Raw genomic sequence first — 24,523 nt, forward strand, 5'->3', positions numbered from 1 at the left:
ATGCATCCCCTTTTAGAAAAAGCTCAACAATTAAAACAGCAACTTAACTTTAATTGGTCGCTGATTTTTGGAGTGAGTTTTTTTCTGGTTGTGGTTATAGGCTTAGTACAAATAACCACAGGTGTATCTGATTGGTTAGTTGAAAATAAAGATGCTCAAATTAAGCACCTTACAGTGCAAGGGCATCCCAAATACACAGATGAAACGGCAATTATAAAAGCAATTAAAAAAGCCGATTTAAGTAGTTTTTTTGAACTTGATGTTAAGCACGTGCAGCAGCTAGTTCAAGACTTGCCTTGGGTTGCTACCGCTTCGGTACGTAAACAATGGCCTGATACTATACAGGTGTATGTAGTTGAACATGAAGTAGTTGCCCACTGGAATAGCGACTTGTTGCTCAACCAAAGTGGCCAAGCATTTCAAGCCAGCAGCGATAAGTTAGATGATAACTTACCGCAGTTATATGGCCCAGAAGGTAGCGAAGAAGAGGCGTGGGTTGCTTTTAAGCAATTTGATGAAATGCTCAGAGTTAATGGTTTAACATTAACAAGTTTGGCATTATCGGAGCGTTTTTCGTGGCAACTTTGGCTAGATAACGGGATTCGCTTAAATTTAGGGCGTAAAGATAAAGCCAAGCGTGTACAACGTTTTATAGACGTTTATCCACGAATGGAACAACGTGCAGATGCACAAGTAGATACAATCGATTTACGGTATGATACCGGCCTTGCAGTAAGCTTTAAGCCAATGCAAGAAGAACAATTACAAAATAAGAGTAAGGCATGACTAAGTCAGCAGAAAGAAACCTAGTAATAGGATTAGACGTTGGCACCTCGAAAGTGGTTGCCACGGTAGGTGAAATCACCGCAGATAACAAGCTCAGCATTGTTGGTGTGGGCAGCCAAGTATCTCATGGTATGGATAAAGGCGGCGTTAACGATTTAAACTTAGTGTCTGAGTCTATTCGACGAGCAATAGACGAGGCCGAGTTAATGGCTGATTGTCGTATAAGCTCTGTGTATTTGGGTATTTCTGGCAAACATATACAATGCCAAAACGAAAGTGGTGTGGTGGCAATCAATAACACCGAAGTCACTGACGAAGACATTGAAAACGTAATACATATTGCGCGTTCTGTGCCTATTTCAGCAGAGCGTAAAATGCTGCATGCATTGCCGCAAGAATACAGCATCGATATGCAAGAGGGCATTAAAAACCCACTAGGCATGAGCGGCGTTCGTATGGAAGCGCGTGCACATATCATTACGTGCTCAAACGATATGGCAAAAAATATCGAAAAATGTGTAGAACGCTGTGGTCTTGAAGTCGATCAACTTATCTTTACTGCACTTGCGTCTTGCTATTCTGTACTAACAGATGACGAAAAAGAGCTAGGTGTTGCAGTACTTGATATTGGTGGCGGCACTATGGATATCACCATTTATATTAATGGCGCACTTCGTCACTCTGCGGTTATACCTGTAGCGGGTAACCAAGTTACTGGTGATATTGCAAAAATATTTCGCACACCTATATCACATGCAGAGTCACTCAAAGTACAATACGCATGTGCTAGTAGCCAAATGGCAAGTAGCGAAGACACAATTGAAGTACCAAGTGTAGGCGGGCGACCAGCAAGATTAATGTCGCGCCATACATTATCTGAGGTGGTAGAGCCTCGTTTTAGAGAATTATTTGAGCTTGCGATGGAAGAAATTCGTCGTTCAGGCTTAGAAGACCAAATTGCGGCAGGTCTCGTTATAACAGGCGGAACTGCTAAAATGACTGGCGCTATGGAAGTGGCAGAAGACATCTTCCAAATGCCAGTAAGAATAGGCAAACCAATCGGGATGGTTGGTTTGACAGACTATGTAGATGATCCTTCGTACGCAACCGCTGTTGGTTTGTTACAATACGGGCGTACCATGCAATCGATGAATGCACAAAAGTCGAAAGCAGAGGATAACAATAATTGGTGGAACCGCATTACTAAATGGTTCCAAGGCGAGTTTTAAGACTCAAGTCGGAGAGTAAACATGTTTGATATAATGGAACAACACAGCGAAGAAGCTGTAATAAAAGTAATCGGCGTGGGCGGTGGTGGCGGTAACGCTGTTGAGCACATGGTAAAACAACAAATAGAAGGCGTGCGTTTTATAGCCGCTAATACGGATGCGCAAGCATTACGTAACTCTGCTGCCGATATCACAGTTCAACTAGGCACGCAAATAACCTCTGGGTTGGGTGCGGGCGCAAACCCTGAAGTAGGCCGTAAGTCGGCTGAAGAAGATGCAGATACAATTCGTGCCAGCCTTGAAGGCGCCGATATGGTATTTATTGCAGCCGGTATGGGCGGTGGTACAGGTACTGGTGCAGCACCGGTAGTTGCTAAAATTGCTAAAGAACTCGGTATTTTAACTGTTGCAGTTGTAACACGTCCTTTTGATTTTGAAGGTAAAAAACGTGCAGCAGCCGCTGAACAAGGCATTAATGAATTGTCAGAAATTGTAGATTCACTTATTACAATTCCTAACAATAAATTGCTTAAAGTTTTAGGGAAAGGGACTACACTTCTAGATGCCTTCGCTAAAGCTAATGACGTATTATTTGGTGCGGTACAAGGTATAGCAGAGCTAATTACACGTTCTGGTTTAATTAACGTGGATTTCGCCGATGTTAGAACTGTAATGTCTGCAATGGGTACTGCAATGATGGGAACGGCGTCTGCGTCAGGTCCTGATCGTGCACAAGAAGCTGCAGAAGCCGCTATCTCAAGCCCACTACTAGAAGACGTTGATTTAACAGGTGCTAAAGGTATCTTAGTTAATATTACCGCTGGTATGGACATTGCGATTGAAGAATTTGAAATTGTTGGTAATCACGTTAAAGCACTTGCGTCAGAAAACGCAACGGTTGTTGTTGGTGCGGTAATCGACCCAGAAATGACTGATGAGCTACGTGTAACGGTTGTTGCAACTGGTTTAGGCGGCGATCGTCGTCCACAGTTTGGTATTGTTGATAACGGCTTTAAAAAAGCATCAGGTTCTGATGTTGCAAGCACATCAAACCAAACGAGCAGTATGTACGTACCAAGCTTTGCAAGCCAAGATACAAACACTGAAGAAAATACGACTAAAGAGCAAGCGCAAAGCAAAGAAAAAGCGCCTTCAACGGCTTCAAGTAGTTCAAGTTCTTCAGCGCAAAATAGTAAAAAAGCAGATAAATCAGAAGGTGGTGATTATTTTGATATTCCCGCTTTTTTACGTAAGCAGGCAGATTAACATTTAATAATACTTTTGTTTGAAATATGTACAAATATTGAAAGGCAAAAGGATTTATGTTAAACTCCACAGTCTAACTGTAACTGATTTAAAAGTGAGCATACCTATGATTAAACAGCGTACGATTGCACAAGTAGTCAAAGCCATAGGAATTGGACTTCATAAAGGTGAGAAGGTCACAATAACTCTCCGACCTGCGAGCGCAAATACTGGGATTGTATTTCGTCGTGTCGACCTTGATCCGGTTGTTGATTTTGAAACAACACCTGAAGCCGTTGGTGATACGCAGTTGTGTACCTGTTTAATTAACAAAGATGGTGTTCGCTTATCAACTACTGAGCATCTTATTGCAGCCGTGGCTGCAATGGGGATTGATAATCTAATTGTAGAATTAGATAGCTCAGAAGTGCCTATTATGGATGGTAGTGCATTACCATTCATATATCTGTTACAAAAAGGCGGAATTGAAGAACAAAACGTTGCTAAACGCTTTATCCGTATTAAAGAAAAAGTACGCATTGAAGAAGATGGTAAGTGGGCTGAAGTTGAACCATATGATGGTTTTCATATCGACTTTGAGATTGCATTTAACCACCCAGCTATCAATGAAAGTCGCCAACGTATTGGGTTGGATATAACAACGCAAAGCTTTATTGAAGAAATTAGCCGTGCGCGTACTTTTGGATTTATGAAAGATATTGAATACATGCATGCAAACAACCTAGCGCTAGGTGGTAGCATGGATAGTGCTGTGGTACTTGATGAATTCAAAGTTTTAAATCCTAATGGCTTACGTTATAGCGATGAGTTTGTTAAGCACAAGATATTAGACTGTGTTGGTGACATGTTTATGACAGGTCATAATCTTTTAGGTAAAGTAACAGCATTTAAATCGGGTCATGATTTAAATAATAAATTACTACGTAAAATTATGGCTACAGAGTCAGCATGGGAGTGGGCAACATTTGAAACGCCTGTGACGATGCCTGCACCCGGTCTTGAGTTAGCTCCAGCCTAAAAGCAGTAAAAGAACAGCTCGCAAACAGTTATAAAAAATGACGCTAATTAGCGTCATTTTTTTTGTGTAAAATTTACTCTATTATAACTCTAAAAGATCTTGTAACTGATTTAAATGAGTTACTGTATAGGTTGGTTTTATTCCATCGGCTAATTGCTCACCAGGGTGTTGTAACCAGCAAGTATCAATACCTGCATTGTTGCCGCCAAGTATGTCGCTTGCAGCAGTATCACCCACCATAAGTATCTTGCTTTTATCAGGGTTACCCATTAGCTCAAATGTGTGCTCAAAAATCGCTTTATTTGGTTTTGCTATACCCACAAGTTCAGATATTACTAACCATTCAAACATATCTTTTAAGCCAGTATGCTCAAGGCGTACGGTTTGTAAGCGGGCAAACCCGTTAGTAATAATACCTAATCGAGCATTTGGCTTAAGTTTATTTAAAAGCTCAATAGCACCAGGTAATGGCTCGCAAATTTGCGCCATAGCATCTAAAAAAGCATCGTTTAGCTCTTTTGCGGGTACATTAAGTTTTGAAGCCCATTCATTAAAGCGTGTTACTTGTAAGTAATCTGCGCTAATAGTGCCATTTTGATAATCAACCCACAGCTGCTTATTGGTTTTTTGATAATGAACATAATCGTCTTGGCTAAAATCTACGTTGTAAGCTTTAAACATGCGAGTCATGCCCGCTAAAATATCAAACCTAAATAAGGTTTCGTCTGCATCAAACAATACATAGTTGTATTTCATTAAACTTCCTAAATTAATTTGTTTGGCTGTAGAGATCTACGTGTAGAAAGGGCGCCATAGCTAAAGTGAGTGCTTGTGTATAGGTGCTTTCGCGCGTGGCGTGATTGTTTGTAAGTAACCCAATAGCGCCCCCTTTTTGTTTAACGTTGGTGGTATTAAATGCTTTGTCCATTACATCGCCAAGCTCTTCGCCATTAAGTAATGCGTTATAAAGCACTTGAGGCAAGGGGAGGTTGCTGCTGCGCCCTACAACCTGATTTAAGGCATTATCAATAACTACGTAAGCAAAGGTTGCTGCACCATAGCTAAATTGCTCTGCACCGCCTTCCATTGCCACGTAGTAGTGAGCTTGGTAATGCTCTTTGCAATAATTAACACGGTTTTGTGCGCCAACACGTGTTTCTTCTTCGCCAATAGGTTGATCTGGCACATTGGATGGAGCATCAACACCTTGGCAATCAATTTCATGTTCAGGGAAATACATTGCAAAAATATGTTTAGCAGCGTTAATTTTTACAGGGTTTTTAGAACCCACAATAATTTTTAATGAGTACAACACAATGTCCCTTATTGTTACTAAAATCAGCAGTGTACGTGAGATAGCCCAATCTTAGAAGAAGAGTTAAATAGGTATATCCAAAGGTGCTAAGTTTTCCAGTGCACGCTTTTTCAAAATAATATCTTTAATAAGTGGAGTAAGAACCAGCTCCATAGCTAAGCCCATTTTGCCCCCTGGTACTACAAGCGTATTAATACGAGACATAAAACTGCCTTCGATCATCCGTAAATAATAAGGAAAATCAACATCATCAATACCCCTAAAGCGAATAACTACAAAGCTTTCATCAAGAGATGGAATATCTTTGGCGCTAAATGGGTTTGATGTATCAACGGTTGGCACGCGTTGAAAATTAATATGGGTACGAGAAAACTGCGGGGTAATATGATTTATATAGTCATCCATACTGCGCACAATAGAGCCCATAACCGCTTCGCGAGAATGGCCTCGTTCGGATGTATCGCGTATTAATTTTTGAATCCACTCAAGGTTAATAATTGGAACCATGCCTATTAATAAATCGACATGCTTTGCAACGTCTACATCTTGATCAACTACACCACCGTGTAATCCTTCATAAAACAAAATATCAGTATTATGGTCAAGATCTTGCCAAGGTGTAAATGTACCTGGTAATTGATTGTACGGAACGGCTTCATCAAAGGTGTGTAAGTAGCGGCGTAACTTTCCTTGACCTGTTTCGCTATAGTTTTCGAACAGCGTTTTTAAAGCGCCAAAGTCATTGGCCTCTCGGCCAAAGTAACTAATATGTTTACCTTCTTGTTGTGCTTCTCGAACTTTTTTATCCATTTCGGGGCGAGTGTAACGATGAAAGCTATCTCCTTCGACAAAAGCCGCTTGAATATTAAGGCTACGGAAAATATGTTTAATTGCATTCGTTGTGGTGGTTGTACCCGCACCAGATGAACCCGTAATCGCAATAATAGGATTTTTAGCTGACATGTTAATTCTCTTTTTTAGGACCAGGTTTATAACCAGACTAAACTTAACATTATTTTAAGTCGTTTGGGTATCTTAAGAGTTGACTGACTTAGCTCAAGTGACGCCATCAGCAAATAACGTTATCATGAGGTGCTTAAAATTAAAACGAGAGAAAGCATGAAACTTATTAAACCATTACTTGGATTATTTTCTATAGCAGCGCTGAGCCCAATAGTGGTGCAGGCTAGCATGCCAAAAAGCCAAGTATTACTTGCTGATTTAAATACACCTTTCGGGGTACAAGTTAGTATAGTGAGCGATAAAAATAGTTATAACAACCAACCGCACTTAACAAGTACAGGTTTATACTTTACTCATGAAGTAATTAATAAAGGGCAAAGCCAAACTGATATTGCTTATTATGATTTCACGTCAAAAAAAGTTACCAATATAACTAACTCTCCTGTAAGCGAATATTCACCAACGGTTATGCCAAGTGGTGGTGCGATATCAGCGATTGTTGTAGAAGCTGACCGTAAGCAAAAATTGTGGCAATACCCACTCAAAAATCAAGATGCGCCAAGTCGTATTTTTGATTGGATTGAACCTGTTGGATACCATGCATGGGGTGTCCAAAATGATTTAGTGATGTTTATTTTAGGAAAGCCTCACACTCTTCAATATACTTCTGTTGCACAAGCGAAGGGGGAAATAGCTGCCAGTAATATTGGACGGACGCTTATTTATAACAACTCAATGGCTGCATTTTTATTTAGTTACACTAAAAACGAGCAACACATTTTAGCGAGTTTTAATCCACAAGATAAACAAGTTGAAGACTTATTAAGGTTACCGGCTCAAGTTCAAGATTTTATTTTAAAAGATAATGCGACCATTGCTTATGCTATTAAAAACCGCGTTTATCAGCGTAAACTTGATGGAAGTGATGAAGTATCGCAATGGCTTAATTTAAGCACCTACTGCGAAACAAATATAACAAGAATGAGTTACAACAATGAAAAACTCGCTTTTGTATGTGATATAACAAAGTAAAGCAGGCAAATAAATTCAGATTTTATTGTGTGTATGCGTTAATCTAATACGCAAATTAACTAATAGGGATTACACGTGGCTTATAGTGCAGACGAGCTGACAGAACAGCTCATTAAATTACAGTGCAGAAGTAATTTTAAGATTAAAAATATTGCAGAGTACATGTTAGTAAACTCTAAAGAAGCATTTTATACCCACAGCGAAAGCGGCAAGGGTAAAATAGTAATTCGCCCAGCATTTGAAGTATTTAGCGATGATTTTAATGATATTGATGGCGTGACGCGTGCGCAAGGGTACTTCCATAGCAGTGAGATGACACGCTTTCCTACGCGCATTTTTAAAAGCGCCCAACCTATTCACTACGGTGTTGCGTTTAAAATAAATTCTGAGCAAGCAGCCAAAGATTTTATAGCCAAGCTAACTATGATTATTGGTAATTAATTTTATATAAAAAGTAAAAAGCCGCTGAATTTATATTCAGCGGCTTTTGTATTTTTATAGCTCAATAAACCTAATAATTACTTACTTTTTAAAAAGCTATTAACCGATTCAAGTTCACGTGTTTTAAGCGCGATACAATCATTTGTGCTTTCTTCAAGCTTACTTAGTGTACGAGCGTAACCAGCTACATCAGCTACTTTTTCGTTAAAGAAGGTTTTTGTTGTCACTAAGCTTTCTGCATCACAGCTTGCAGTTGTAAAGTACGGCAAGTTAGGTATAAAGAACGGCGGTAAACTTGCTGTTACTTTATCGTAGTTACTGTAAACCCAATCAATAAATAATGCTTGGCGCTCATCTGTGTAACTTTGACCTGACAAAATAGTACGCATGTCAGATGCCGTTACTTCATCCGTTAAGCTATAAGCTAATACCGCTTTTTGTAACTCAGGTTTACCAAAAAAGCCCATAGCTGCAAGCATGTTTGTGCGTACTTGCGGATCTTTAGTCGTTTTGAACGTTGTCATGAATTGATCAAGCAGTGCTTTATCACCATGAAAAGCAGCAAGAGTTAAGTACGTACCCGCTAAGTATGGGTCTACTTTTTGTGGATCATTTAAATAAACTTGCGTTTGTTCTTTGGCTTTATTGATGAGGTTTTGATCTTCACCATCAAAACCTAAGCGTGATACAACGGCTGCACGAAGTTGTGCAATAGCTCCGTCTTCACCCGCTTTTGCTTCTAAACCATATTTTTTAGCAGCAGGCGTTACTGCACCGCGAATAAATTCAGGCCATAGGTCTTTATTGCTATCGTCTTTAAAAGTGCGCTGTTGCGATACTAAGTAACCTAGTGCAGTATTTGCTACGCGAGGGTGGCTATCGCTTACGAACACTTCAAGTGTTTGCATTAACTTAGCAGCAGATATAACACCAGCATCAAGTAGCGCATCAGTAGCCGATAGTAACGCTAAGCGTTCACGGTCACTCAGTACGCTTGGCGCCTTTTTAACAAGTGCGCTAAATTGTGCATCATCCATTACCCAGCGGTAGTAGCCTAGTGCACCTTGATCAGGATAAATCCACTCTGGTTCAAAGTCTAAATCTAGTGTTTGGCTTTGTTTATTAAGTAATACGTTTGCTGTTTTTACTTTATCGCCAGCACCATATTTAATTGCAACTGGTACATTCCATAACTGCTCTGGCGCATCAACGCCTGCGTTTACAAAGCGGCTTTGTGAAATAGTTACTTTGCTACCTTGTTGAGTTACTTTAACTAGTGGGAAAGAAGATTGCTCAATAAACGATTTTAAAACACTCGCTACGTCTTTATTTGATGCTTTACCAAGTGCTTCCCATAAGTCGGCCGCTTCAGCATTTTTATATGAAAACTCTTTTAAGTAGCTTTGAATACCTTTTTGAAATGCATCTTCGCCAATCCAGTTTTCAACCATAGCAAGTACTGAGCTGCCTTTACTGTAAGCAAGACCTAAACCGTCCATAATGTCGGCTTCGGTTTTAATTGGCTTACGAATAGGCTTGGTGCTTAGGCGTGCATCAAGTGCCATTACGTTGTTTTGTGGCAGGTCTAAGTGCGATTCAAACTCAGGGTTAAGCTGCTTAGTAATTTTTGCAGCCATCCAGCTAGCAAACGCTTCGTTTAACCATAAGTCGTTCCACCATTTCATGGTTACTAAATTACCGTACCATTGGTGAGCAAGTTCGTGAGCAATAATTGATACATTACGCTGTTTTTTACTGCGTGTTGCTGCAGCTAAATCAACTAATAAAATATCTTCTCGGTAGGTTACTAAGCCGGAGTTTTCCATTGCGCCAAATGGAAACTCTGGTACCGCTACTGAGTCTAATTTTTTGTAAACGTAAGGAATACCAAAATACGCTTCAAGTGCACCCAATACTTTTGGCATGTTTTCTTTTGCGTATTGGGCTAAGTGGATTTTACCTTGAGGGGTAATTACACGGCCAGGAATTGGCATGCCTTTAATATCTAATTCTTCAAACGGGCCAACAGCCATCGCGACTAAGTATGAAGGAATTGGCGGCGTTTTATCAAAGTAGTGTGTGGTCATATCGCCATTAACGATTGCTTTAAGCTCAGGCGTATTTGAATATACTTTTTGTGATGTAGGCGCAGTAATCGTTAACTGAAATGGAATTTTGTAACTTGGCTCATCAAAAACAGGAAATGCACGGCGTGCATCACTCATTTCAAATTGAGTAAATAAATAAGGTGTGCCTTGGTCTAACGTTTTGTATAAACCAACACTTTGACGGTTATATGGCGCTGAAAAATCAACTTTAAGGGTGTATTTACCTGGTTGGATTTGCTCATCACAGCTAAATTTAACTTTACCTGTTTTAAGCATTTCGTTGTTTAAGTCACAGTTTTCGTCGCCAAGCAGTTGCGCCATTTTAACAGCGTAAGCTACGCCATTTAATTCAATGTATTTTGTTGGTTTTAGTACTTCTAGGGAAATCTCAGTCATCCCTGTGAATGTATCTTGGCTCGGATCGAGTGTTAACGATACCTGTTGTGAACTTGGTTTTGCGAGTTTTTCAATAACGAATTCGTTAGCGTTTGCAGCACCCATTGCCAAAGCAACGCTCACTGTTAAGAGGCTTTTAAGAAACATAGTGATCCCTAGATTGTTGTTGTTAGAAACTACCCTAAATAGGCTTTTTTATGCTCATATTATTAGGGGGTTAGATATCCTAACAGTTTTTTTAAATAGAGTAATTGATTATAACGGTGACTTTAAGGGGAAATAGTAACAAAGTTTGTCAGTGGCTTTCGCGTGTTATAAAACGCTGCCAATGCAGGTGTGAGTTAATAATACGTATTTTTTGGATCACGTTATTTAATAAAAGCACGTCCTTAAATTCATTATGTGGGTATTCGTTAAATCCCATGAGGTAATTAAAGGCGTCTTTAGAGTTGGCTTGCAGAGCATGTATACGCACTTGTTGCTCAAAGTTAAGACGAAGGCTGCTTATTGCTGTTTTCATACCGAGTTGATCAACGTTTGGTATATCACACTTTTGTAAATAGCCGGCTCGCTCACCTTCACCTGAAAACCAAATACGGACTTTTTCACTGTATCTGCCAGTTTTAGCGGGTAAGTCGAACATTAATCGTTGTTGATTTTGTGATTTTATGAATGCTAAATATTCATTAAACCCGGCATCTATAAGTGCCTGATGCACAGGAACTAAGCGAGGTTTTATCTTACCGTGAGTATGAAAATTAAAACATAAGACATCTTTTTCAAGAGACAGATCATCAAGCGTTAGATAGCCAATTTCATCGCTATATGCACCACTGTAATATGCAATTAGAGGAAGCCAAAAATGCCAGTGTTTTGGTTGCTCACGTGCAACTTTAAAATCACCGTATATATATCCATTATAAAGAGTGTGCAGTTCCATGGCTGAAAAGGGCCGGCGACCAAGATGGGTTTTCAACGTAATACCTTGAAAATAATGATGTGTTTTATTTTATACCCAACTAGCAGTAGATGCTAGTCGGGTTTTATCCGCTCTTAAAATAAAGCGTATAAAGTATTATTCACTTAATGCGCGAGCTAAACCAGTAGGTTCAATCTCTGTACATACTTGGTCATCATTCCAGTTAATGCCAACAAGTGCGTTATCTTCATTTAAATCTTCAACCCATGCATCTAAAAATTCATCAAGATTTATTTCTACAGGGCTGTAGTCTTTCCACTCTTCTTTACATTGCGCTTTAGCTGCTTCTTCACTTTCCCAAAGCAGTAGTACGTCAGTTTCGTCAAATTGGTTAGAATCGCACACTACAAAGCCATTATCTTCTGCACCAAGTGCCCAAATTACTTCGCTAACACGTACTTTTTCTACAAAGTTAACTAGTTGTGATTCAATTTCGATATCGCTCATGTGTTTACCTTTTTAAATTAGTGACGAGGATTAGTATCTATTGCTGCTTGACGCTTGCCATATTGCTTATGAAAAGCAACAAGCTCTGAATACTGACTAAAGTCAGTTAATTCACGAAAGCAAATCCAATCAAGCAGGCAGTATAAACTGATGTTGAGGTATTCACAGCTTTTAAATTCTTCATCGCTTAAATGGGTATTTAAAAAGCTTAATGTTTGTTCAATTCGTTCGTTTTGCAAATTAAAAAAGAGTTTATCGCTTTTGGTGTCAAATCCAGAGCGTTCACATAGCAGCATTTCTACTAGCGAATCGTTACAGGCATTTATAGTCGTAAGTAAGTGCTCTTGTGGCCACGTTAGTTTTGGTTGACCTGTTTTTTCAAGTAAATAGCGCAATATAGAATTAGAGTCACTAAGTGTTAAGTTGCCATCTACCAGAATGGGAATCTTTCGAGCTGGATTTTTACTGGCCATAGTAGGGCGATCTTGCTCAGAAAATATATCAAGACTCACAAGCTCTAGTTTACAGTTGTTTTGTTGTGCCCAAATTCTAATTCGGCGCACGTAAGGTGAAGGTACAGAACCAATTAATTGCATAATTACTCCATAAAAAAGCCGCATAAGCGGCTTTTATAAAACGTTACTTACGATACAGTTAAATTTATTCTGAACGGCTAGTAACTTCAAGTAAATGATAACCAAATTGAGTTTGCACAGGGCCTTGTACTTGGTTAATTGGAGCTGAAAACACAACTTTATCAAACTCTGGAACCATCATACCAGGACCAAACTCACCAAGAGCACCGCCATCTTGACCTGATGGGCAGTTTGAATGCGCTTTGGCTAATTCAGCAAAGTCTTCGCCTTGCTCAATTTTTGTTTTTAAGTCTAAGCATTGTGCTTCACTGTCTACAAGTATATGTCGTGCGCTTGCTACTGTCATAAAATCTCCCGAGTATAGTGTGGTGTTTTTTTAACCGAATTAAAATATCATTCTAGTTAGTTTCAACTAATTGTACCAGTATAAACTTATTTATCAGAAAGCACAGTTTCAATTGCAGCAATCATTTGTTCTGAATCAGGTGCTGCTTTGCTGTTAAACCGTAAAACCGTCTCACGATCAGCAGACACTAAGTACTTATAAAAGTTCCAATTTGGAGAGCTAGTTTGCTCATTCAAATATTTAAAAATTGGATTCGCTTTACTACCACGCACTTCGCTTGTAGCAAACATAGGGAAGGTTACACCATAATTTACAAAGCATACTTTTGCAGTTTCTTTTTCACTATCCTCTTCTTGAAAAAAATCATCAGAAGGGAACCCTAATACGACTAAACCTTGTTCTTTGTATCGTTGATATAGCGCTTCAAGGCCTTTAAATTGGGGTGTAAAACCACAGTTGCTTGCCGTGTTTACTATTAATAAAGGCTTATTTTTAAATTGGCATAAATTAATAGATTCTTTTGAGCGAAGCTTTCGAATATCGACATTGGTAAAATCTTGACAGTCTTGGGTAGAGGTTTGGTTGATAGTTGATGATGTTTCAGCGTGGAGTGGGGCATTAATAAATAAAGCCATTAATCCTATTATAATTTTTTTTAGCATTACATTACCTAAACTTTTCAATTGTTTGATTGGATAATCATACGCTAATATGAAACAAATTGATCAACCTTTGAATGACCTATGACAACCCGTTTAGCAACTATTGATGATCTTAATGAAATTGTAGCCATTTATAACGAAACCATTGCAGGGCGAATGGTAACTGCAGATACCGAAGAAGTTACTGTTGACGAAAAGCGTGACTGGTTTAATAGCCATAACGATAAAAGGCCTATTTATGTTTACTGCGAAAATAACCAAGTACTTGCTTGGGTAAGTTATAAATCGTTTTATGGGCGTCCTGCTTACGATGGCACAGTAGAGATGAGCATTTACATTACCCGTAAAGCACAAGGTAAAGGGCTTGGTAAAAAGCTAATGATATTTGCTCAAACACAAGCTAAGCAATTAAATATTAAAGTATTGCTTGGTTTTATTTTTAGTCATAATTTACCAAGTGTTAAATTATTTAAGCATTTTGATTTTGAAATATGGGGCGAGTTGCCAAGCGTTGCCATAATGGATAACAAGCCCTACAGCCTGACTATTTTTGGAAAGCATCTTAAATAAACTGTTTTTTGAAAGCTTGTAATATTTTTTTACAAAATAACGATAGGGCTTTATGCCAATTAAATAAAAATAGACTACGCTATTAGGATATTAAGTTTATTAATTTGAAGTGTGGCTTGATGATTCGAAAAATATTAATTATTGATAGTAGTAGTGTCATCGCGATGCGTGTGAAAGTGCTTTTAGAATTAATAGGGTGTGAGGTCGAATTAATTCATTTCAGCATGCTAGACATGTATACCAATATAGGCGATTACGACTTAGTTGTTGTTGCCCATGGTGTGCCTGTTGATTCTATAAAACCGCTTGTAAGCGAAGTAGCGCAAGAGCGCTTTATGCTGCTTGCGCCAAAAGCACAAAGCGGTGAACAACTAACTGCGTTTAGCGAGCTAAATCATATTGCGCCTGACGCAACCGTGGTCTACCCATTTTTTTCTAATAAAGAAATTACTTCTCTTTTAGAGAGCCTATTAGAATTAGGCTCTAACCATATTTTGCAATTACCTACTATTTTACTCGTCGATCATGTTCCTGAACGTCTCGAAAAAATGAAAAATAGCTTAATCGGTGCTCATATCGAGACTCATACTGCAACAACCTCCGCAGAAGCTTTAGAAATTAGTAAAGAAAAGCAAATAGATATACTGATAAGCGATTTTATTTTAGATGACGGAACAGGTTTAGGAATTTTTTCAAATTTAAAAGTAACCCAACCGCATAGTCGTTGTTTGTTATTTACCTCACGCCCTGATCAAGTTTCAATGATCGAAGCAATTCGCCAAGGCGTAGAAGATGTACTCATTAAACCTTTAAACGATAGCTCACTATTACAATCAATACATAAATTATGGCAAACAGAGTTATTAAAACGTCATAACGCAGAGCTTGTAGAAAGGCTACAAGATACGGTTGATGCCCTGATTGAAAAAGACAGCCTACTTCAGGTTATTTATAAACATACGCCCGATGCAATTATGTTATTTGAAAAGTGCGGTAGAGTGATAGAAGCTAATGATGCTTGCTTGAGACTATTTAACTTACCGTTTAATGAACTCGAAGGTAAATCAGTATTTGATTTTTTAGACGATGATTCAATTTTAGGTATTAAAGATAAGATTTCGACATTAAATAGTAATCGACAATTTAGCTGCGATTTACGTTTATCTAAAACAGCAGGAGGTTATATACCCTTAGTTGGCTCTTTTAATGAGATAGATCACCATGGCGAAATAGCACTTGCGGTCATATTTAAAAATGTAACTCATCTTAAGCAAAAAGAGGATTTATTACTTGAAGCAAAAGATGTTCTTGAAGAGCAAGTAAGAGCGCGTACTTCACAACTCGAGCATGCTAAAAATGTGGCTGAGGCTGCAAACTTAAGTAAATCAGAATTTTTAGCAAACATGTCGCATGAACTTCGAACACCTATGCACTCTATTTTAAGCTTTTCGCGTTTTGGTTTAAGTAAATTAGAAGCTGGAGATTTTGCAAAAGAAAAACTCATTAAGTATTTATCGCGAATAGAGAGTAGTGGTGAGCGTTTACTGTCGTTACTAAATAATTTACTCGACCTATCTAAGCTAGATGTAGGTAAGTTTCCATTTAACCCTCGTCCCTATAATTTAGCGAATATTATTAAAACAAGTATTGACGATGTGTCTGGTACGGCAATGGAAAAAGAAATTGAGGTTATATTTACCGCACAGCCATTACCTGTAATTGCACAATGTGATGAAGAGCAAATAAACCAGTTACTTCGAAACGTACTAGGTAACGCACTTAAATTTAGCGAACCTAAAAGTAAAATACGGGTAAATTTAGAGTCAGATAATAAGCTTGCTACTATAGAGGTTACCGATAATGGGGTCGGTATACCAGAAGATGAGTTGGAGCATATTTTTACTAAGTTTGTGCAAAGCAGTAAAACAAATAGTGGTGCTGGTGGCACAGGGTTAGGCCTTGCATTGTGTAGAGAGTTTGTATCTTTACACCAAGGTGAAATCACTGCACGTAACAACGAAAATGGTGGTGCAACTATATCTATACAAGTGCCATTAGAAATAAACTTAGACGAGCATTTAGCTGAAGATCAGTTAATACAACACAGTAATTAATTGTTTTTTGGCATACCAAGTAACTTTTTAAAGAATTTGAATGGATGATAAATTATGGCCTTAACTAAAATACTTGCCGTTGATGACGAACCCTTTAACCTTGAAATTATTGAGGAAATTTTAGAGGAGCTTGATTTTGAATTACAAGTAGCAACAAGTGGTCCTGAGTGTTTAAACATGGTTGAAGGTTATATGCCTCAGGTTATATTACTCGACGTAAGTATGCCGCAAATGAACGGCTATGAAGTATGTAAAGCACTTAAAGCAAATCCAAATACCGCACACATTATTGTTATGTTTGTTTCTGCTCGCGGCACTGTTGAAGAACGCATGGAAGGCTATTCTGTTGGCGCAGAAGACTATATTGTAAAACCTTTTGGCCATGACGAACTTAAATCTAAGCTTAAAAATTTAAATCAAGTACTCGTTGAAAAGCAAAGCCTAGAAAAGCAAGTTGAAGATGCAACATCAACTGCATTTAATGCAATGGCCAATAGCAGTGAAATGGGGCAAATAGTTAACTACGTTGAAAACATTGGCTTTATTAACGATCCTCAAGAGTTAGGTAAAGCGCTTGTAGATTGCCTTCAGTCTTTTGATTTACAAAGCAATGTAGAATTTAGAGAAAATAATGAAATTAGCCACTTTGCACTAAACGGCGTGTGTTCACCTATTGTGGTGGAGCTATTTGAAATGCTGAAAAACAAAGGGCGCTTACATGAGTTTTCGCACCGAATTTTAGTTAACTATGAATTGATTAGCTTACTTATTTTAAATATGCCCGATCATGACCCTGATAAGCATGGTCGTATACGCGACCACGTATGTTTTATTGTCAGTGTTACCGAGCAGCAGCTACGCGCCATCATGACCAAGAAAATGCTTGAATCACAACGAGCGAAACTTAATGCCGTAGCAAGTACTGTTCATAGTAAGTTTCATAGCTTAATTAGCTTGTTGAATGAAAACCGTCAAAACAACGAAAAAGTGTTTAAACAGTTACAAGAAGAGCTCGAAGAACGTATCCCATCAATGGGACTGGATGAAGATCAGGAGGTGTTTATTTATAAAAAAGTAGATGAAACTATCCAAAACTCAGTAGCAAGAGAAGAGTCTGTTAAACAAGTCAAAGCAGCCTTTACAGAGATAGAACAAGATCTATCGTTACTTTTGAAAAACTAGTTACTTCGCAATATAAAGGTTTACTTAAGCGGTGCTATGCATCCCTTGGTAAGCCTTTTTCTACAATTCTAATTAACCTAGCTGTTTTACGAATTTGTAATCGTTGTTTATCGTTTTGCTGAGCAAGTGCCCATTCAATATGCTCTAAAACAAGTTCGCTGCATATTTGGCTTTTATCTTGTAGGGCATTAATAATAGCGGGGCTGAACTCTGCATTACCTAAACCAACTGCTAAATTACGTAACCAACGTTCGTGGCCAATGCGACGAATAGGGCTGCCTTCGGTATTTTTTAAAAATGTAGGCTCATCCCAAGCAAACAGCTCAAGTAAATCTTTATCTTTTAATTGAGTGCGAGGATGAAAATCATTTTCGTCAGTTATTTGTCCATAACGATTCCAAGGGCATACTAACTGACAATCATCACAACCATAAACACGATTGCCTAATAAAGAACGGTACTGCTCTGGTATTGGCCCTTGGTGTTCTATGGTTAAGTACGATATACATTTACGTGCATCAACAACGTAGGGCTCTACAATTGCACCTGTTGGGCAAAGAGTAATACAAGCAACGCATTTTCCGCAGCCTTCAAAGGTGTTTTCTGCATCAATTGGTAGAGGTAAATCAATAAATAGCTCGCCTAAAAAAAACCACGACCCCGCTTCTTGGTTAATTAATAACGAATGCTTACCACGCCACCCTAAACCGGCTTTTTCGGCAAGTTGACGCTCAAGTACAGGGGCTGAATCTACGAAGGGTCTAAAGCCATACTCGCCAACTTCTTGCTCTATTTTTTGGCCGAGTTTTTTTAAACGATTACGCATTAATTTATGGTAATCGCGACCTAATGCATAGCGGCTTATATATGCTTTTTCTTTATTTTTTAAGGTTTTTGCAAAGCCAGCATCGGGAGGCAGATAATTCATTTTTACGGATATAACACGCTGTGTACCAGGCACTAATTCAGCAGGGCGGGCGCGTTTCATACCGTGGGCAGCCATATAATCCATCGAGCCGTGGTAGCCTGCATCAAGCCAACGTTGCAATTGGGCTTCGTGCTTAGATAAGTCAATATCAGTAATGCCCACTTCGCTAAAGCCAAGCTCTTGCCCCCAGGTTTTTATTTGCAGGGCTAATTTTTCATAGTCTGGGGTAGGGTTGCTCACACGCTTTGCACACTTAAATTAATAGCTGCGTAATTTACCATATTTCTCTGAGCCCGAAAACGCTTCTTAGTGCACAAAGCGTTTTAACTGTTGCTGGGTTTGTAAGCTTAGCTGTTGAGATTGCTCGCTATCGGCTAATGCTGTATCTATTTGCTGTTTAGCTTGCTCCCCTAAAGCTACGATTTGCTCTACCGATTGGTGAGTCGTACTTTGGGTGCCCTCAAGCAAATGTACAGCACTAGCTATTTGTTGCAGCTGCTGCTGGTTGTGCTCAAACTCACTAAGCATTTTAGTAAAGCCATCACAGGTTGCACTAATTGAGCTTTGTGCGTTATTAGAGTGAGTCATTAATTGCTCTGACTCTTTATTTGTCTCGTTTACCAAATCATTCATCTGACTTATAAAGTCGCTAATCTGCCTAGTTGCGCCACTTACCTTTATTGAAAGCGTGCGTACTTCGTCTGCAACTACGGCAAATCCTCTGCCAGCTTCACCCGCTCTAGCTGCTTCTATTGCGGCGTTGAGGGCTAACAAATTAGTTTGATCAGAAAACTCTTCAACCATTTTTAAAATACTACGAATGTTTTCACTGTTTTCTTTTAGTCCCGCAATTGTATTTGAAAAGCTACCTAGCATATTAGTAATAAGTTTAACCTGCTCTACTAAAGCAGCGAGTTCTGACGCAGATAGTTTTACAAAGTTAAGGTGTTCATTATTAACGTTATGTACGCTATCTGTATTATTTACTATGTCTTGTAAGCTTTGGGTTATTTGCATACTGGCATTAATAATACTGTGGCTTAACTGTATTTGTTGCTCACTTGATTGCTCAGTATTTTTCATTGATTCAGTGACTTGTGTATTGCTGTGTGCACTAGCTTGAGCACTGTTATATGTTGTGCTGAGTAACTCACTTAAATGGGCAGTAAATATATTGTATTGTGAACTTAAATCTTTAAATTCGTCATACGAAAACTGGGGAAGTTTTGCTGCTAAATTTGCATCTTGTTGGTTTATTTCTATCAAAGTATCGCGCATAGCAGTAACAGGGCGAACAATTAAAAAACGCATATAAAAAAGAGTAAAAATAAAACCAGATATAATCACAAGCGTAAGCAGCCAAAATAGCCCTGTACTTTGCTGTTGTTCGCTTAAACTCTGATGCAGCCAAAATAACGTAATTGCTTGGAACAATAATACAAAACTTAAGTTACCGACTATTTTACGGGTTAACGTAAAAAAGAATGTTTGCTCTATATAGTTATAAATTTTCATAAAACCACTCATTATGCTCAAGCCCTACGATTGTTATTTAAGTGAGGGGAATGTAAGTTAGCCTTTTTGTAACGACAACAAGTAAGCTTTGGTTCGCGCTGGGTAATTTGTAAAAATTCCGTCTATGCCATACTCAAGCATTAGCGCTATATCTTCTTCCCTATCGACTGTATAAGCATAAATCTTTAGGCCTCTTTTTTTTGCATCCTCTGCAAAAGCCTTATTTATAAAGGTTTTATCTGCATGTACGCTATAAGCGTTTAAATCACTAGCAAATTTTGCATAGTTAATTGGAATAGAAGAAGTAAGGGCGCCTATTTTAAGCCATGGTAGCTTGTTTTTAAGCCACTGTAGTTGATGATGATCAAACGATGATACTAAAATATTGGCTTTCGATATTTTTTTAGCTTCAATGTTTTGTTCTAATTGAGCCACAAACCTTTCTAGTGCAAACGTGTGTTTAAGCTCAATATTTAATAAAGATTTATTGTTATTCCAATCAAACAGCTGCTGAAGAGTAGGGATTTTTTCACCATTTCCAGCATCAAGCTTAGAGAGCTCATGAGCGGTAAAGTTACTCACCCTACCTTTACCGCTGGTGGTTCTATCAAGCCATGAGTCGTGTATTACCATGTAATCATCTAAGGAACTTTGAATATCTACTTCAATACCATCAACATCTACTTTTAACGCTTCTAAAATAGCGCTTTTGGTGTTTTCAGGAAAATCCCCACTGGCACCACGGTGTGCAAATACTTTCATTGTCGAGCCTTTTTAGTGATTGACCACGTTTCAAAACAAGCGGCACTCACTATGAGTGCTCCACCAACTAACGTCATAATAGTAGGACGTTCATGAATAATTACTATAGCCAGTATGGTGCCATAAAGTGGCTGCAAGCAAGAAATTAACCCAGCGGTTGCCGCTGATAAATGCTTTAAACTTGCTGCAAATAACGAGTGCGGTGTAGCTGTAAATATAACACCCGCTACAGCAATTAAAATCAGGTCGTGATTACTAACCTCATACACTGGTACTTCTATAAATGCACACAACATAATGCTTGCCACTAAGGTTTGATAAAACATCGTTTGCGGCCCGCCATATTGGCTAAAGTAGCGCTTATGAGTAATGTTTCTTATTGAAAAAAACAATGCCGATATCACACCTGTTATTACACCTAGGGTTACATCATCGCCTAAGTTTGCACTTGGTACTAATAAGTAAATACCTAAAACAACCACCGCTGCACTTATTATATCTTTTGCTTTTGGCCTGCTTTTATTAAATAAGGGTTCTAAAAACACCGTCATTACGGGATAGCTAAAAAATGCCAGCATTCCAATAGTTATACCGGCCATTTGCATACCAGCAAAATAGGTAACCCAGTGAATACCCACAGCAACACCTAAAAATAATGCAATAAGATAGTCTTTAGGTTTGTTGAGTTTAATTTGTTTTTTTTGAAAATAAAGCATGGCTAAAATAGCCATTCCTGCAATTGCAGTTCTGTAAACGGTAATATCTAAAGCATTTAAACCAATAAGTTTGGCAAATAGAGCGGTCCCGCCAAAAAGTAATACCGCTATGTGTAAATAAATTAAACTTTGTTGCTGAGGTTGCATTTAATTTCCTTGTTGTACTTTTTGAATATATTAACATTGCTTAAAAATTCTTAAGATGAATTTTTTCCGCATGACAAAAGTCATTAAAGTTGATGACACTTCACACTCTTATTATTTTTGTACGCGGGCATAGTTACCTTACTCAACAGGAGATAATTATGAATTCTTTAATTTTAATCAGCTTAACTATTAATGAAGTGCTAGAGGCGTTAAGTTTTACGATTACGTACGCAGATTGCTTTATGCTGGTATGCATTTTTATGTTATTTATATTTATTAATAAAAATAGTGCTATAAGTAAAAATAATATGCCTGAGGTATTAGTATGAGCTCGTTAAGCAGCTTTTCTCAACAAAGCGATAAAGGTTTTTGGAAATATGGACATTTAATTTTTACCGGCTTTTATTTACTCCCGCTAATAATTAATTTTGCGAGCTTTACAGTTAACCAAATTGTTATGTCTTTAGCCTTCTATATTGCTTTTATTCTTTTGTATGTAAAAGCAATAAACTGTAAAAGTGCAGGGGTGACTAAGTTATTTTTAGCCATGCTCTTAATTTGTTTTTGCGCTACTTTTTACACCACAGGTACGCCTACTTTATTTGGTTTCGTAGCTTATATAGCAGGCTACTCTTACAGCTCCCGTCAAAGAATTTATGCTGCGGTCGCAATTATATTCACGGTTTTATTAAGCACATATATTGGAGATATAGGTAAGGTTCAATACTTTTTAGGCGTTGCTTTGATTCTATGCGCCACATTATTTAGTTACGGTATTGCAGCAAAAAGAGAAAGCTTATACAAGAAGCGCGAACAAGAAAGCGCTAACCAACTAGAGCAATTAGCAGCTATTGCAGAGCGAGAACGAATAGCTCGCGACTTGCATGATATTTTAGGTCACTCATTGTCATCTATTGCTTTAAAAGCTGAGCTTGCTAATAAATTAAACCAAGGAGAGCGCTACGCTCAAGCAAATAGCGAAATTGCACAAGTGGCCGATTTGGCAAGGCAGTTACTTAGCGATGTAAGAAGCGCCGTAAGTGATTTAAAACAGCTTAATCTTGTCAGCCAAGTAGCACAGTTAAAGCAAAGGTTAATAGAGCAAGGGTTTAACGTTTCATTTAATGTGGTTTTAAATGCTCTGCCCGCTAAAGTAGAGGGTATAGCAGGCCTTATAATTAAAGAGGCAGTTACTAACTTATTACGCCATAGCAACACAAAAAATTGCGAAATAAATATAGAACAAACAGCGCAGCAGTTACTTATAACCGTAATTGACCATGGTCCGTGCAGTACATTGAATTCGGGCAATGGCCTAAATGGTATTAAAGAGCGAGCAGAGCAACTAAATGGCAGTGCAGCATTTACCTGTGGCGATAATTTTACTTTAAAAGTAGTGCTGCCAATTACAGCTAAGGATTTATAATGATCAGAGTATATTTAGTGGAAGATCAGGCGCTTGTACGCGACGCAGTAGCAGCATTGTTAGGGCTTGATTTTAATATTGAGATTATTGGGCAAGCAAGTAACGGGCAAGATGCACTTAATGCAATTGAGGCGCTTGATAGTGATTTACATCCCGATATAATTTTAACCGATATAGAAATGCCAACCATGAATGGTATAGAGCTTAGCGAAAAAATAGCTGTTAAATTTCCTACTATAAAAATGGTTATTATGACTACATTTTCTCGTGCGGGTTATATTAGGCGAGCGCTTACGACAGGCGTTAAAGGTTTTATTTTAAAAGAAGCACCAAGTGAAGAGTTAATAAATGCGCTTAAAAAAGTAATGCAGGGACAAAAGGTAATTGACCCAGAGCTTGCTATTAATGCATTGGACGATGCAGATCCACTTACCGATAAAGAACGCAAAGCCCTTAAACTTGCAAGCGATGGCCTTAAAACAAGCGACATAGCCAAGCAGTTATTTATTAGCGAAGGGACTACGCGTAACTACCTATCGGATGCCATTGCAAAATTAAACGCCACTAACCGCATAGATGCTGCGCGTATAGCTAAACAAAAAGGGTGGCTTTAATTAGCGGGTTTATAAATTATAAGCAAAGTATTACTATGATATGTAAAAGTAACGAACAGCGCTTAAAATTAGCTTAAAAAGCGCTAAAAGAGGTTTTAATGGCAAACTTAATAGAACTAACAACTAAAAATAATATCGCTATACTCACCATGAATACCGCTGAAAACCGCCACAACCCAGCGTTTTTGGCTGAGTTTAATTTACACCTAGACCACATTGAAGCAGAACGAAATATTAAGTCAGTTATTTTAACGTCTTCAAGTGATAAAAACTGGTCATTGGGTATCGACCTTCAATGGATGTCTAATCCAAGTATTTTACCTGCAGCAATTTCTGACTTTATGATTCAAATAAGTGACTTATTTAAACGTATAGTTACTTTTCCTATGCCTATTATTGCTGCGTTAAACGGGCATACCTATGGTAATGGTTCTGTACTTGCGTGTGCGTGCGACTTTAGATTTATGAAATCAGACAAAGGCTTTTTTTGTTTTCCTGAAGTGGATGTAATGGTGCCATTTGTTCCGTCGATGTTTCCTATAATTAATAAGGCAATTTCGCAAACCTTCTTTAATCGTCTAGCTATGTCAGGAGAGCGGGTTGGGGCACAGCAGTTGCTAGAGAACAAAGTAGTTGAAGCTGTGTTTACAAATAACGACGAACTACAAGCGGGTGTACTTGAGTTTGCCCAGCAGTTTAATAAAAATCGTTGGATTTACGCTCAAAATAAAACACAAATGAATAAGCAGATTTTACTTACGATGAAAGAAGAAGACCCAAGCTTTATTGATAATATAAGTAAACTGCTGTGGAAAAACCTACAAAAAAAATAGTACAGGTTTTAGCATTGCTACGAGATGACTAAACACTTTGCAGTTAAGGGATCGTTAAGCCCCATTGCGCTAGATTTTTAAACTATACACCAAGGTAAACAGCAAGGTAAAAGTGCTTTCTTAAAAGTTTAA

General features: G+C 38.3%; 26 protein-coding genes. 13 read left to right on the forward strand and 13 right to left on the reverse strand.

Annotated features, from left to right (window positions below):
* The 4 genes from FFU37_RS01755 to lpxC all read left to right on the forward strand — a co-directional run bounded on the left by FFU37_RS01755 (nt 1) and on the right by lpxC (nt 4,299).
* Entirely contained in the window at nt 1–786 is a 786-nt protein-coding gene (locus tag FFU37_RS01755) for a cell division protein FtsQ/DivIB (RefSeq protein WP_002957996.1), read from the forward strand.
* Nucleotides 783–2,015 carry a cell division protein FtsA gene (gene ftsA / locus FFU37_RS01760; RefSeq protein ID WP_007582937.1) on the forward strand — a complete coding sequence of 411 codons (1,233 nt, stop codon included), beginning with the start codon at nt 783–785 and terminating at the stop codon, nt 2,013–2,015. Before FFU37_RS01755 ends, ftsA begins: the two co-directional genes overlap by 4 nt.
* Before the next feature lie 21 nt (nt 2,016–2,036).
* The gene (gene ftsZ / locus FFU37_RS01765; protein ID WP_138488560.1) at nt 2,037–3,281 is read left to right on the forward strand and encodes a cell division protein FtsZ; all 1,245 of its coding nucleotides are present in this window, start codon (nt 2,037–2,039) and stop codon (nt 3,279–3,281) included.
* A 106-nt stretch (nt 3,282–3,387) separates the two neighbouring features.
* The gene (gene lpxC / locus FFU37_RS01770; RefSeq protein WP_002957999.1) at nt 3,388–4,299 is read left to right on the forward strand and encodes a UDP-3-O-acyl-N-acetylglucosamine deacetylase; all 912 of its coding nucleotides are present in this window, start codon (nt 3,388–3,390) and stop codon (nt 4,297–4,299) included.
* A gap of 81 nt (nt 4,300–4,380) precedes the next feature.
* Here lpxC and yjjG read toward each other — a convergent pair whose 3' ends face one another.
* From yjjG to FFU37_RS01785, 3 genes are all read right to left on the reverse strand, one after another.
* Nucleotides 4,381–5,055, reverse strand: a complete 675-nt coding sequence (gene yjjG, locus FFU37_RS01775; RefSeq protein ID WP_138488561.1) for a pyrimidine 5'-nucleotidase — start codon at nt 5,053–5,055, stop codon at nt 4,381–4,383.
* Between the two features lie 13 nt (nt 5,056–5,068).
* Nucleotides 5,069–5,614, reverse strand: a complete 546-nt coding sequence (gene yjjX, locus FFU37_RS01780) for an inosine/xanthosine triphosphatase (protein ID WP_100218333.1) — start codon at nt 5,612–5,614, stop codon at nt 5,069–5,071.
* 63 nt (nt 5,615–5,677) lie between these two features.
* Nucleotides 5,678–6,577, reverse strand: a complete 900-nt coding sequence (locus FFU37_RS01785) for a phosphoribulokinase (protein WP_002958002.1) — start codon at nt 6,575–6,577, stop codon at nt 5,678–5,680.
* Nucleotides 6,578–6,733: 156 nt separating this feature from the next.
* Here FFU37_RS01785 and FFU37_RS01790 point away from each other — a divergent pair, with 156 nt between their 5' ends.
* Complete coding sequence (locus FFU37_RS01790; protein ID WP_138488562.1) at nt 6,734–7,609, forward strand: TolB-like translocation protein; 876 nt, start codon at nt 6,734–6,736, stop codon at nt 7,607–7,609.
* Between the two features lie 75 nt (nt 7,610–7,684).
* Complete coding sequence (locus FFU37_RS01795) at nt 7,685–8,050, forward strand: hypothetical protein (RefSeq protein ID WP_007376965.1); 366 nt, start codon at nt 7,685–7,687, stop codon at nt 8,048–8,050.
* 77 nt (nt 8,051–8,127) lie between these two features.
* Here the strand turns inward: FFU37_RS01795 and FFU37_RS01800 are convergent, their stop codons facing one another.
* From FFU37_RS01800 to FFU37_RS01825, 6 genes are all read right to left on the reverse strand, one after another.
* A complete protein-coding gene (locus FFU37_RS01800) occupies nt 8,128–10,701 on the reverse strand; it encodes a M1 family metallopeptidase (RefSeq protein WP_138488563.1) in 2,574 nt (857 codons plus the stop codon).
* Between the two features lie 148 nt (nt 10,702–10,849).
* The gene (locus tag FFU37_RS01805) at nt 10,850–11,530 is read right to left on the reverse strand and encodes a site-specific integrase (RefSeq protein WP_138488564.1); all 681 of its coding nucleotides are present in this window, start codon (nt 11,528–11,530) and stop codon (nt 10,850–10,852) included.
* 99 nt (nt 11,531–11,629) lie between these two features.
* Complete coding sequence (locus FFU37_RS01810; protein ID WP_002958007.1) at nt 11,630–11,980, reverse strand: DUF2750 domain-containing protein; 351 nt, start codon at nt 11,978–11,980, stop codon at nt 11,630–11,632.
* A gap of 17 nt (nt 11,981–11,997) precedes the next feature.
* Nucleotides 11,998–12,576: a glutathione S-transferase family protein gene (locus FFU37_RS01815; protein WP_039485301.1), complete on the reverse strand. Its 579-nt coding sequence runs from the start codon at nt 12,574–12,576 to the stop codon at nt 11,998–12,000.
* Between the two features lie 64 nt (nt 12,577–12,640).
* Complete coding sequence (locus FFU37_RS01820; RefSeq protein WP_002958009.1) at nt 12,641–12,922, reverse strand: peptidylprolyl isomerase; 282 nt, start codon at nt 12,920–12,922, stop codon at nt 12,641–12,643.
* 86 nt (nt 12,923–13,008) lie between these two features.
* Nucleotides 13,009–13,584, reverse strand: a complete 576-nt coding sequence (locus FFU37_RS01825) for a glutathione peroxidase (RefSeq protein WP_002958010.1) — start codon at nt 13,582–13,584, stop codon at nt 13,009–13,011.
* Between the two features lie 81 nt (nt 13,585–13,665).
* Between FFU37_RS01825 and FFU37_RS01830 the strand changes: the two genes are divergently transcribed.
* From FFU37_RS01830 to FFU37_RS01840, 3 genes are all read left to right on the forward strand, one after another.
* Nucleotides 13,666–14,154, forward strand: a complete 489-nt coding sequence (locus FFU37_RS01830) for a GNAT family N-acetyltransferase (protein WP_039485299.1) — start codon at nt 13,666–13,668, stop codon at nt 14,152–14,154.
* Between the two features lie 119 nt (nt 14,155–14,273).
* Nucleotides 14,274–16,268 carry a hybrid sensor histidine kinase/response regulator gene (locus FFU37_RS01835; RefSeq protein WP_138488565.1) on the forward strand — a complete coding sequence of 665 codons (1,995 nt, stop codon included), beginning with the start codon at nt 14,274–14,276 and terminating at the stop codon, nt 16,266–16,268.
* Nucleotides 16,269–16,322: 54 nt separating this feature from the next.
* Nucleotides 16,323–17,450 (forward strand): response regulator, encoded by a 1,128-nt coding sequence (locus tag FFU37_RS01840; protein WP_002958014.1) that lies wholly within the window; start codon nt 16,323–16,325, stop codon nt 17,448–17,450.
* Between the two features lie 34 nt (nt 17,451–17,484).
* Here FFU37_RS01840 and queG read toward each other — a convergent pair whose 3' ends face one another.
* The 4 genes from queG to FFU37_RS01860 form a co-directional block, all read right to left on the reverse strand.
* Nucleotides 17,485–18,618, reverse strand: a complete 1,134-nt coding sequence (gene queG / locus FFU37_RS01845) for a tRNA epoxyqueuosine(34) reductase QueG (RefSeq protein ID WP_058154164.1) — start codon at nt 18,616–18,618, stop codon at nt 17,485–17,487.
* Nucleotides 18,619–18,684: 66 nt separating this feature from the next.
* Nucleotides 18,685–19,905 (reverse strand): methyl-accepting chemotaxis protein, encoded by a 1,221-nt coding sequence (locus FFU37_RS01850; protein WP_138488566.1) that lies wholly within the window; start codon nt 19,903–19,905, stop codon nt 18,685–18,687.
* Between the two features lie 45 nt (nt 19,906–19,950).
* Nucleotides 19,951–20,655 carry a glycerophosphodiester phosphodiesterase gene (locus FFU37_RS01855; protein ID WP_039485289.1) on the reverse strand — a complete coding sequence of 235 codons (705 nt, stop codon included), beginning with the start codon at nt 20,653–20,655 and terminating at the stop codon, nt 19,951–19,953.
* The gene (locus FFU37_RS01860) at nt 20,652–21,518 is read right to left on the reverse strand and encodes a DMT family transporter (RefSeq protein ID WP_002958018.1); all 867 of its coding nucleotides are present in this window, start codon (nt 21,516–21,518) and stop codon (nt 20,652–20,654) included. The genes FFU37_RS01855 and FFU37_RS01860 overlap by 4 nt, the downstream gene beginning before the upstream one ends.
* 158 nt (nt 21,519–21,676) lie before the next feature.
* Between FFU37_RS01860 and FFU37_RS20260 the strand changes: the two genes are divergently transcribed.
* The 4 genes from FFU37_RS20260 (at nt 21,677) to FFU37_RS01875 (ending at nt 24,391) form a co-directional block, all read left to right on the forward strand.
* The gene (locus FFU37_RS20260; RefSeq protein WP_164487629.1) at nt 21,677–21,847 is read left to right on the forward strand and encodes a hypothetical protein; all 171 of its coding nucleotides are present in this window, start codon (nt 21,677–21,679) and stop codon (nt 21,845–21,847) included.
* Nucleotides 21,844–22,944 carry a sensor histidine kinase gene (locus tag FFU37_RS01865; protein WP_138488567.1) on the forward strand — a complete coding sequence of 367 codons (1,101 nt, stop codon included), beginning with the start codon at nt 21,844–21,846 and terminating at the stop codon, nt 22,942–22,944. The genes FFU37_RS20260 and FFU37_RS01865 overlap by 4 nt, the downstream gene beginning before the upstream one ends.
* Nucleotides 22,944–23,558, forward strand: coding sequence for a response regulator transcription factor (locus FFU37_RS01870; RefSeq protein ID WP_138488568.1), 615 nt, complete (start codon nt 22,944–22,946; stop codon nt 23,556–23,558). The genes FFU37_RS01865 and FFU37_RS01870 overlap by 1 nt, the downstream gene beginning before the upstream one ends.
* Before the next feature lie 98 nt (nt 23,559–23,656).
* Complete coding sequence (locus tag FFU37_RS01875; protein ID WP_138488569.1) at nt 23,657–24,391, forward strand: enoyl-CoA hydratase/isomerase family protein; 735 nt, start codon at nt 23,657–23,659, stop codon at nt 24,389–24,391.
* The last annotated feature ends 132 nt before the right edge of the window (nt 24,392–24,523 follow it).

It is taken from the genome of Pseudoalteromonas distincta, assembly GCF_005877035.1.
GTDB lineage: Bacteria > Pseudomonadota > Gammaproteobacteria > Enterobacterales > Alteromonadaceae > Pseudoalteromonas > Pseudoalteromonas distincta.

Excerpts from the sequence above, each read along its gene's own strand:
- ftsZ (WP_138488560.1), top strand. The coding sequence starts at position 2,037 with ATGTTTGATATAATGGAACAACACAGCGAAGAAGCTGTAATAAAAGTA.
- FFU37_RS01785 (WP_002958002.1), bottom strand. The coding sequence starts at position 6,577 with ATGTCAGCTAAAAATCCTATTATTGCGATTACGGGTTCATCTGGTGCG.
- FFU37_RS01810 (WP_002958007.1), bottom strand. The coding sequence starts at position 11,980 with ATGAGCGATATCGAAATTGAATCACAACTAGTTAACTTTGTAGAAAAA.
- FFU37_RS01830 (WP_039485299.1), top strand. The coding sequence starts at position 13,666 with ATGACAACCCGTTTAGCAACTATTGATGATCTTAATGAAATTGTAGCC.
- FFU37_RS01860 (WP_002958018.1), bottom strand. The coding sequence starts at position 21,518 with ATGCAACCTCAGCAACAAAGTTTAATTTATTTACACATAGCGGTATTA.
- FFU37_RS01755 (WP_002957996.1), top strand. The coding sequence starts at position 1 with ATGCATCCCCTTTTAGAAAAAGCTCAACAATTAAAACAGCAACTTAAC.
- FFU37_RS01875 (WP_138488569.1), top strand. The coding sequence starts at position 23,657 with ATGGCAAACTTAATAGAACTAACAACTAAAAATAATATCGCTATACTC.
- FFU37_RS01820 (WP_002958009.1), bottom strand. The coding sequence starts at position 12,922 with ATGACAGTAGCAAGCGCACGACATATACTTGTAGACAGTGAAGCACAA.
- FFU37_RS01815 (WP_039485301.1), bottom strand. The coding sequence starts at position 12,576 with ATGCAATTAATTGGTTCTGTACCTTCACCTTACGTGCGCCGAATTAGA.
- FFU37_RS01850 (WP_138488566.1), bottom strand. The coding sequence starts at position 19,905 with ATGAGTGGTTTTATGAAAATTTATAACTATATAGAGCAAACATTCTTT.
- FFU37_RS01800 (WP_138488563.1), bottom strand. The coding sequence starts at position 10,701 with ATGTTTCTTAAAAGCCTCTTAACAGTGAGCGTTGCTTTGGCAATGGGT.
- lpxC (WP_002957999.1), top strand. The coding sequence starts at position 3,388 with ATGATTAAACAGCGTACGATTGCACAAGTAGTCAAAGCCATAGGAATT.
- FFU37_RS01835 (WP_138488565.1), top strand. The coding sequence starts at position 14,274 with ATGATTCGAAAAATATTAATTATTGATAGTAGTAGTGTCATCGCGATG.
- FFU37_RS01865 (WP_138488567.1), top strand. The coding sequence starts at position 21,844 with ATGAGCTCGTTAAGCAGCTTTTCTCAACAAAGCGATAAAGGTTTTTGG.
- FFU37_RS01870 (WP_138488568.1), top strand. The coding sequence starts at position 22,944 with ATGATCAGAGTATATTTAGTGGAAGATCAGGCGCTTGTACGCGACGCA.
- FFU37_RS20260 (WP_164487629.1), top strand. The coding sequence starts at position 21,677 with ATGAATTCTTTAATTTTAATCAGCTTAACTATTAATGAAGTGCTAGAG.
- FFU37_RS01855 (WP_039485289.1), bottom strand. The coding sequence starts at position 20,655 with ATGAAAGTATTTGCACACCGTGGTGCCAGTGGGGATTTTCCTGAAAAC.
- yjjG (WP_138488561.1), bottom strand. The coding sequence starts at position 5,055 with ATGAAATACAACTATGTATTGTTTGATGCAGACGAAACCTTATTTAGG.
- ftsA (WP_007582937.1), top strand. The coding sequence starts at position 783 with ATGACTAAGTCAGCAGAAAGAAACCTAGTAATAGGATTAGACGTTGGC.
- FFU37_RS01840 (WP_002958014.1), top strand. The coding sequence starts at position 16,323 with ATGGCCTTAACTAAAATACTTGCCGTTGATGACGAACCCTTTAACCTT.
- FFU37_RS01825 (WP_002958010.1), bottom strand. The coding sequence starts at position 13,584 with ATGCTAAAAAAAATTATAATAGGATTAATGGCTTTATTTATTAATGCC.
- FFU37_RS01790 (WP_138488562.1), top strand. The coding sequence starts at position 6,734 with ATGAAACTTATTAAACCATTACTTGGATTATTTTCTATAGCAGCGCTG.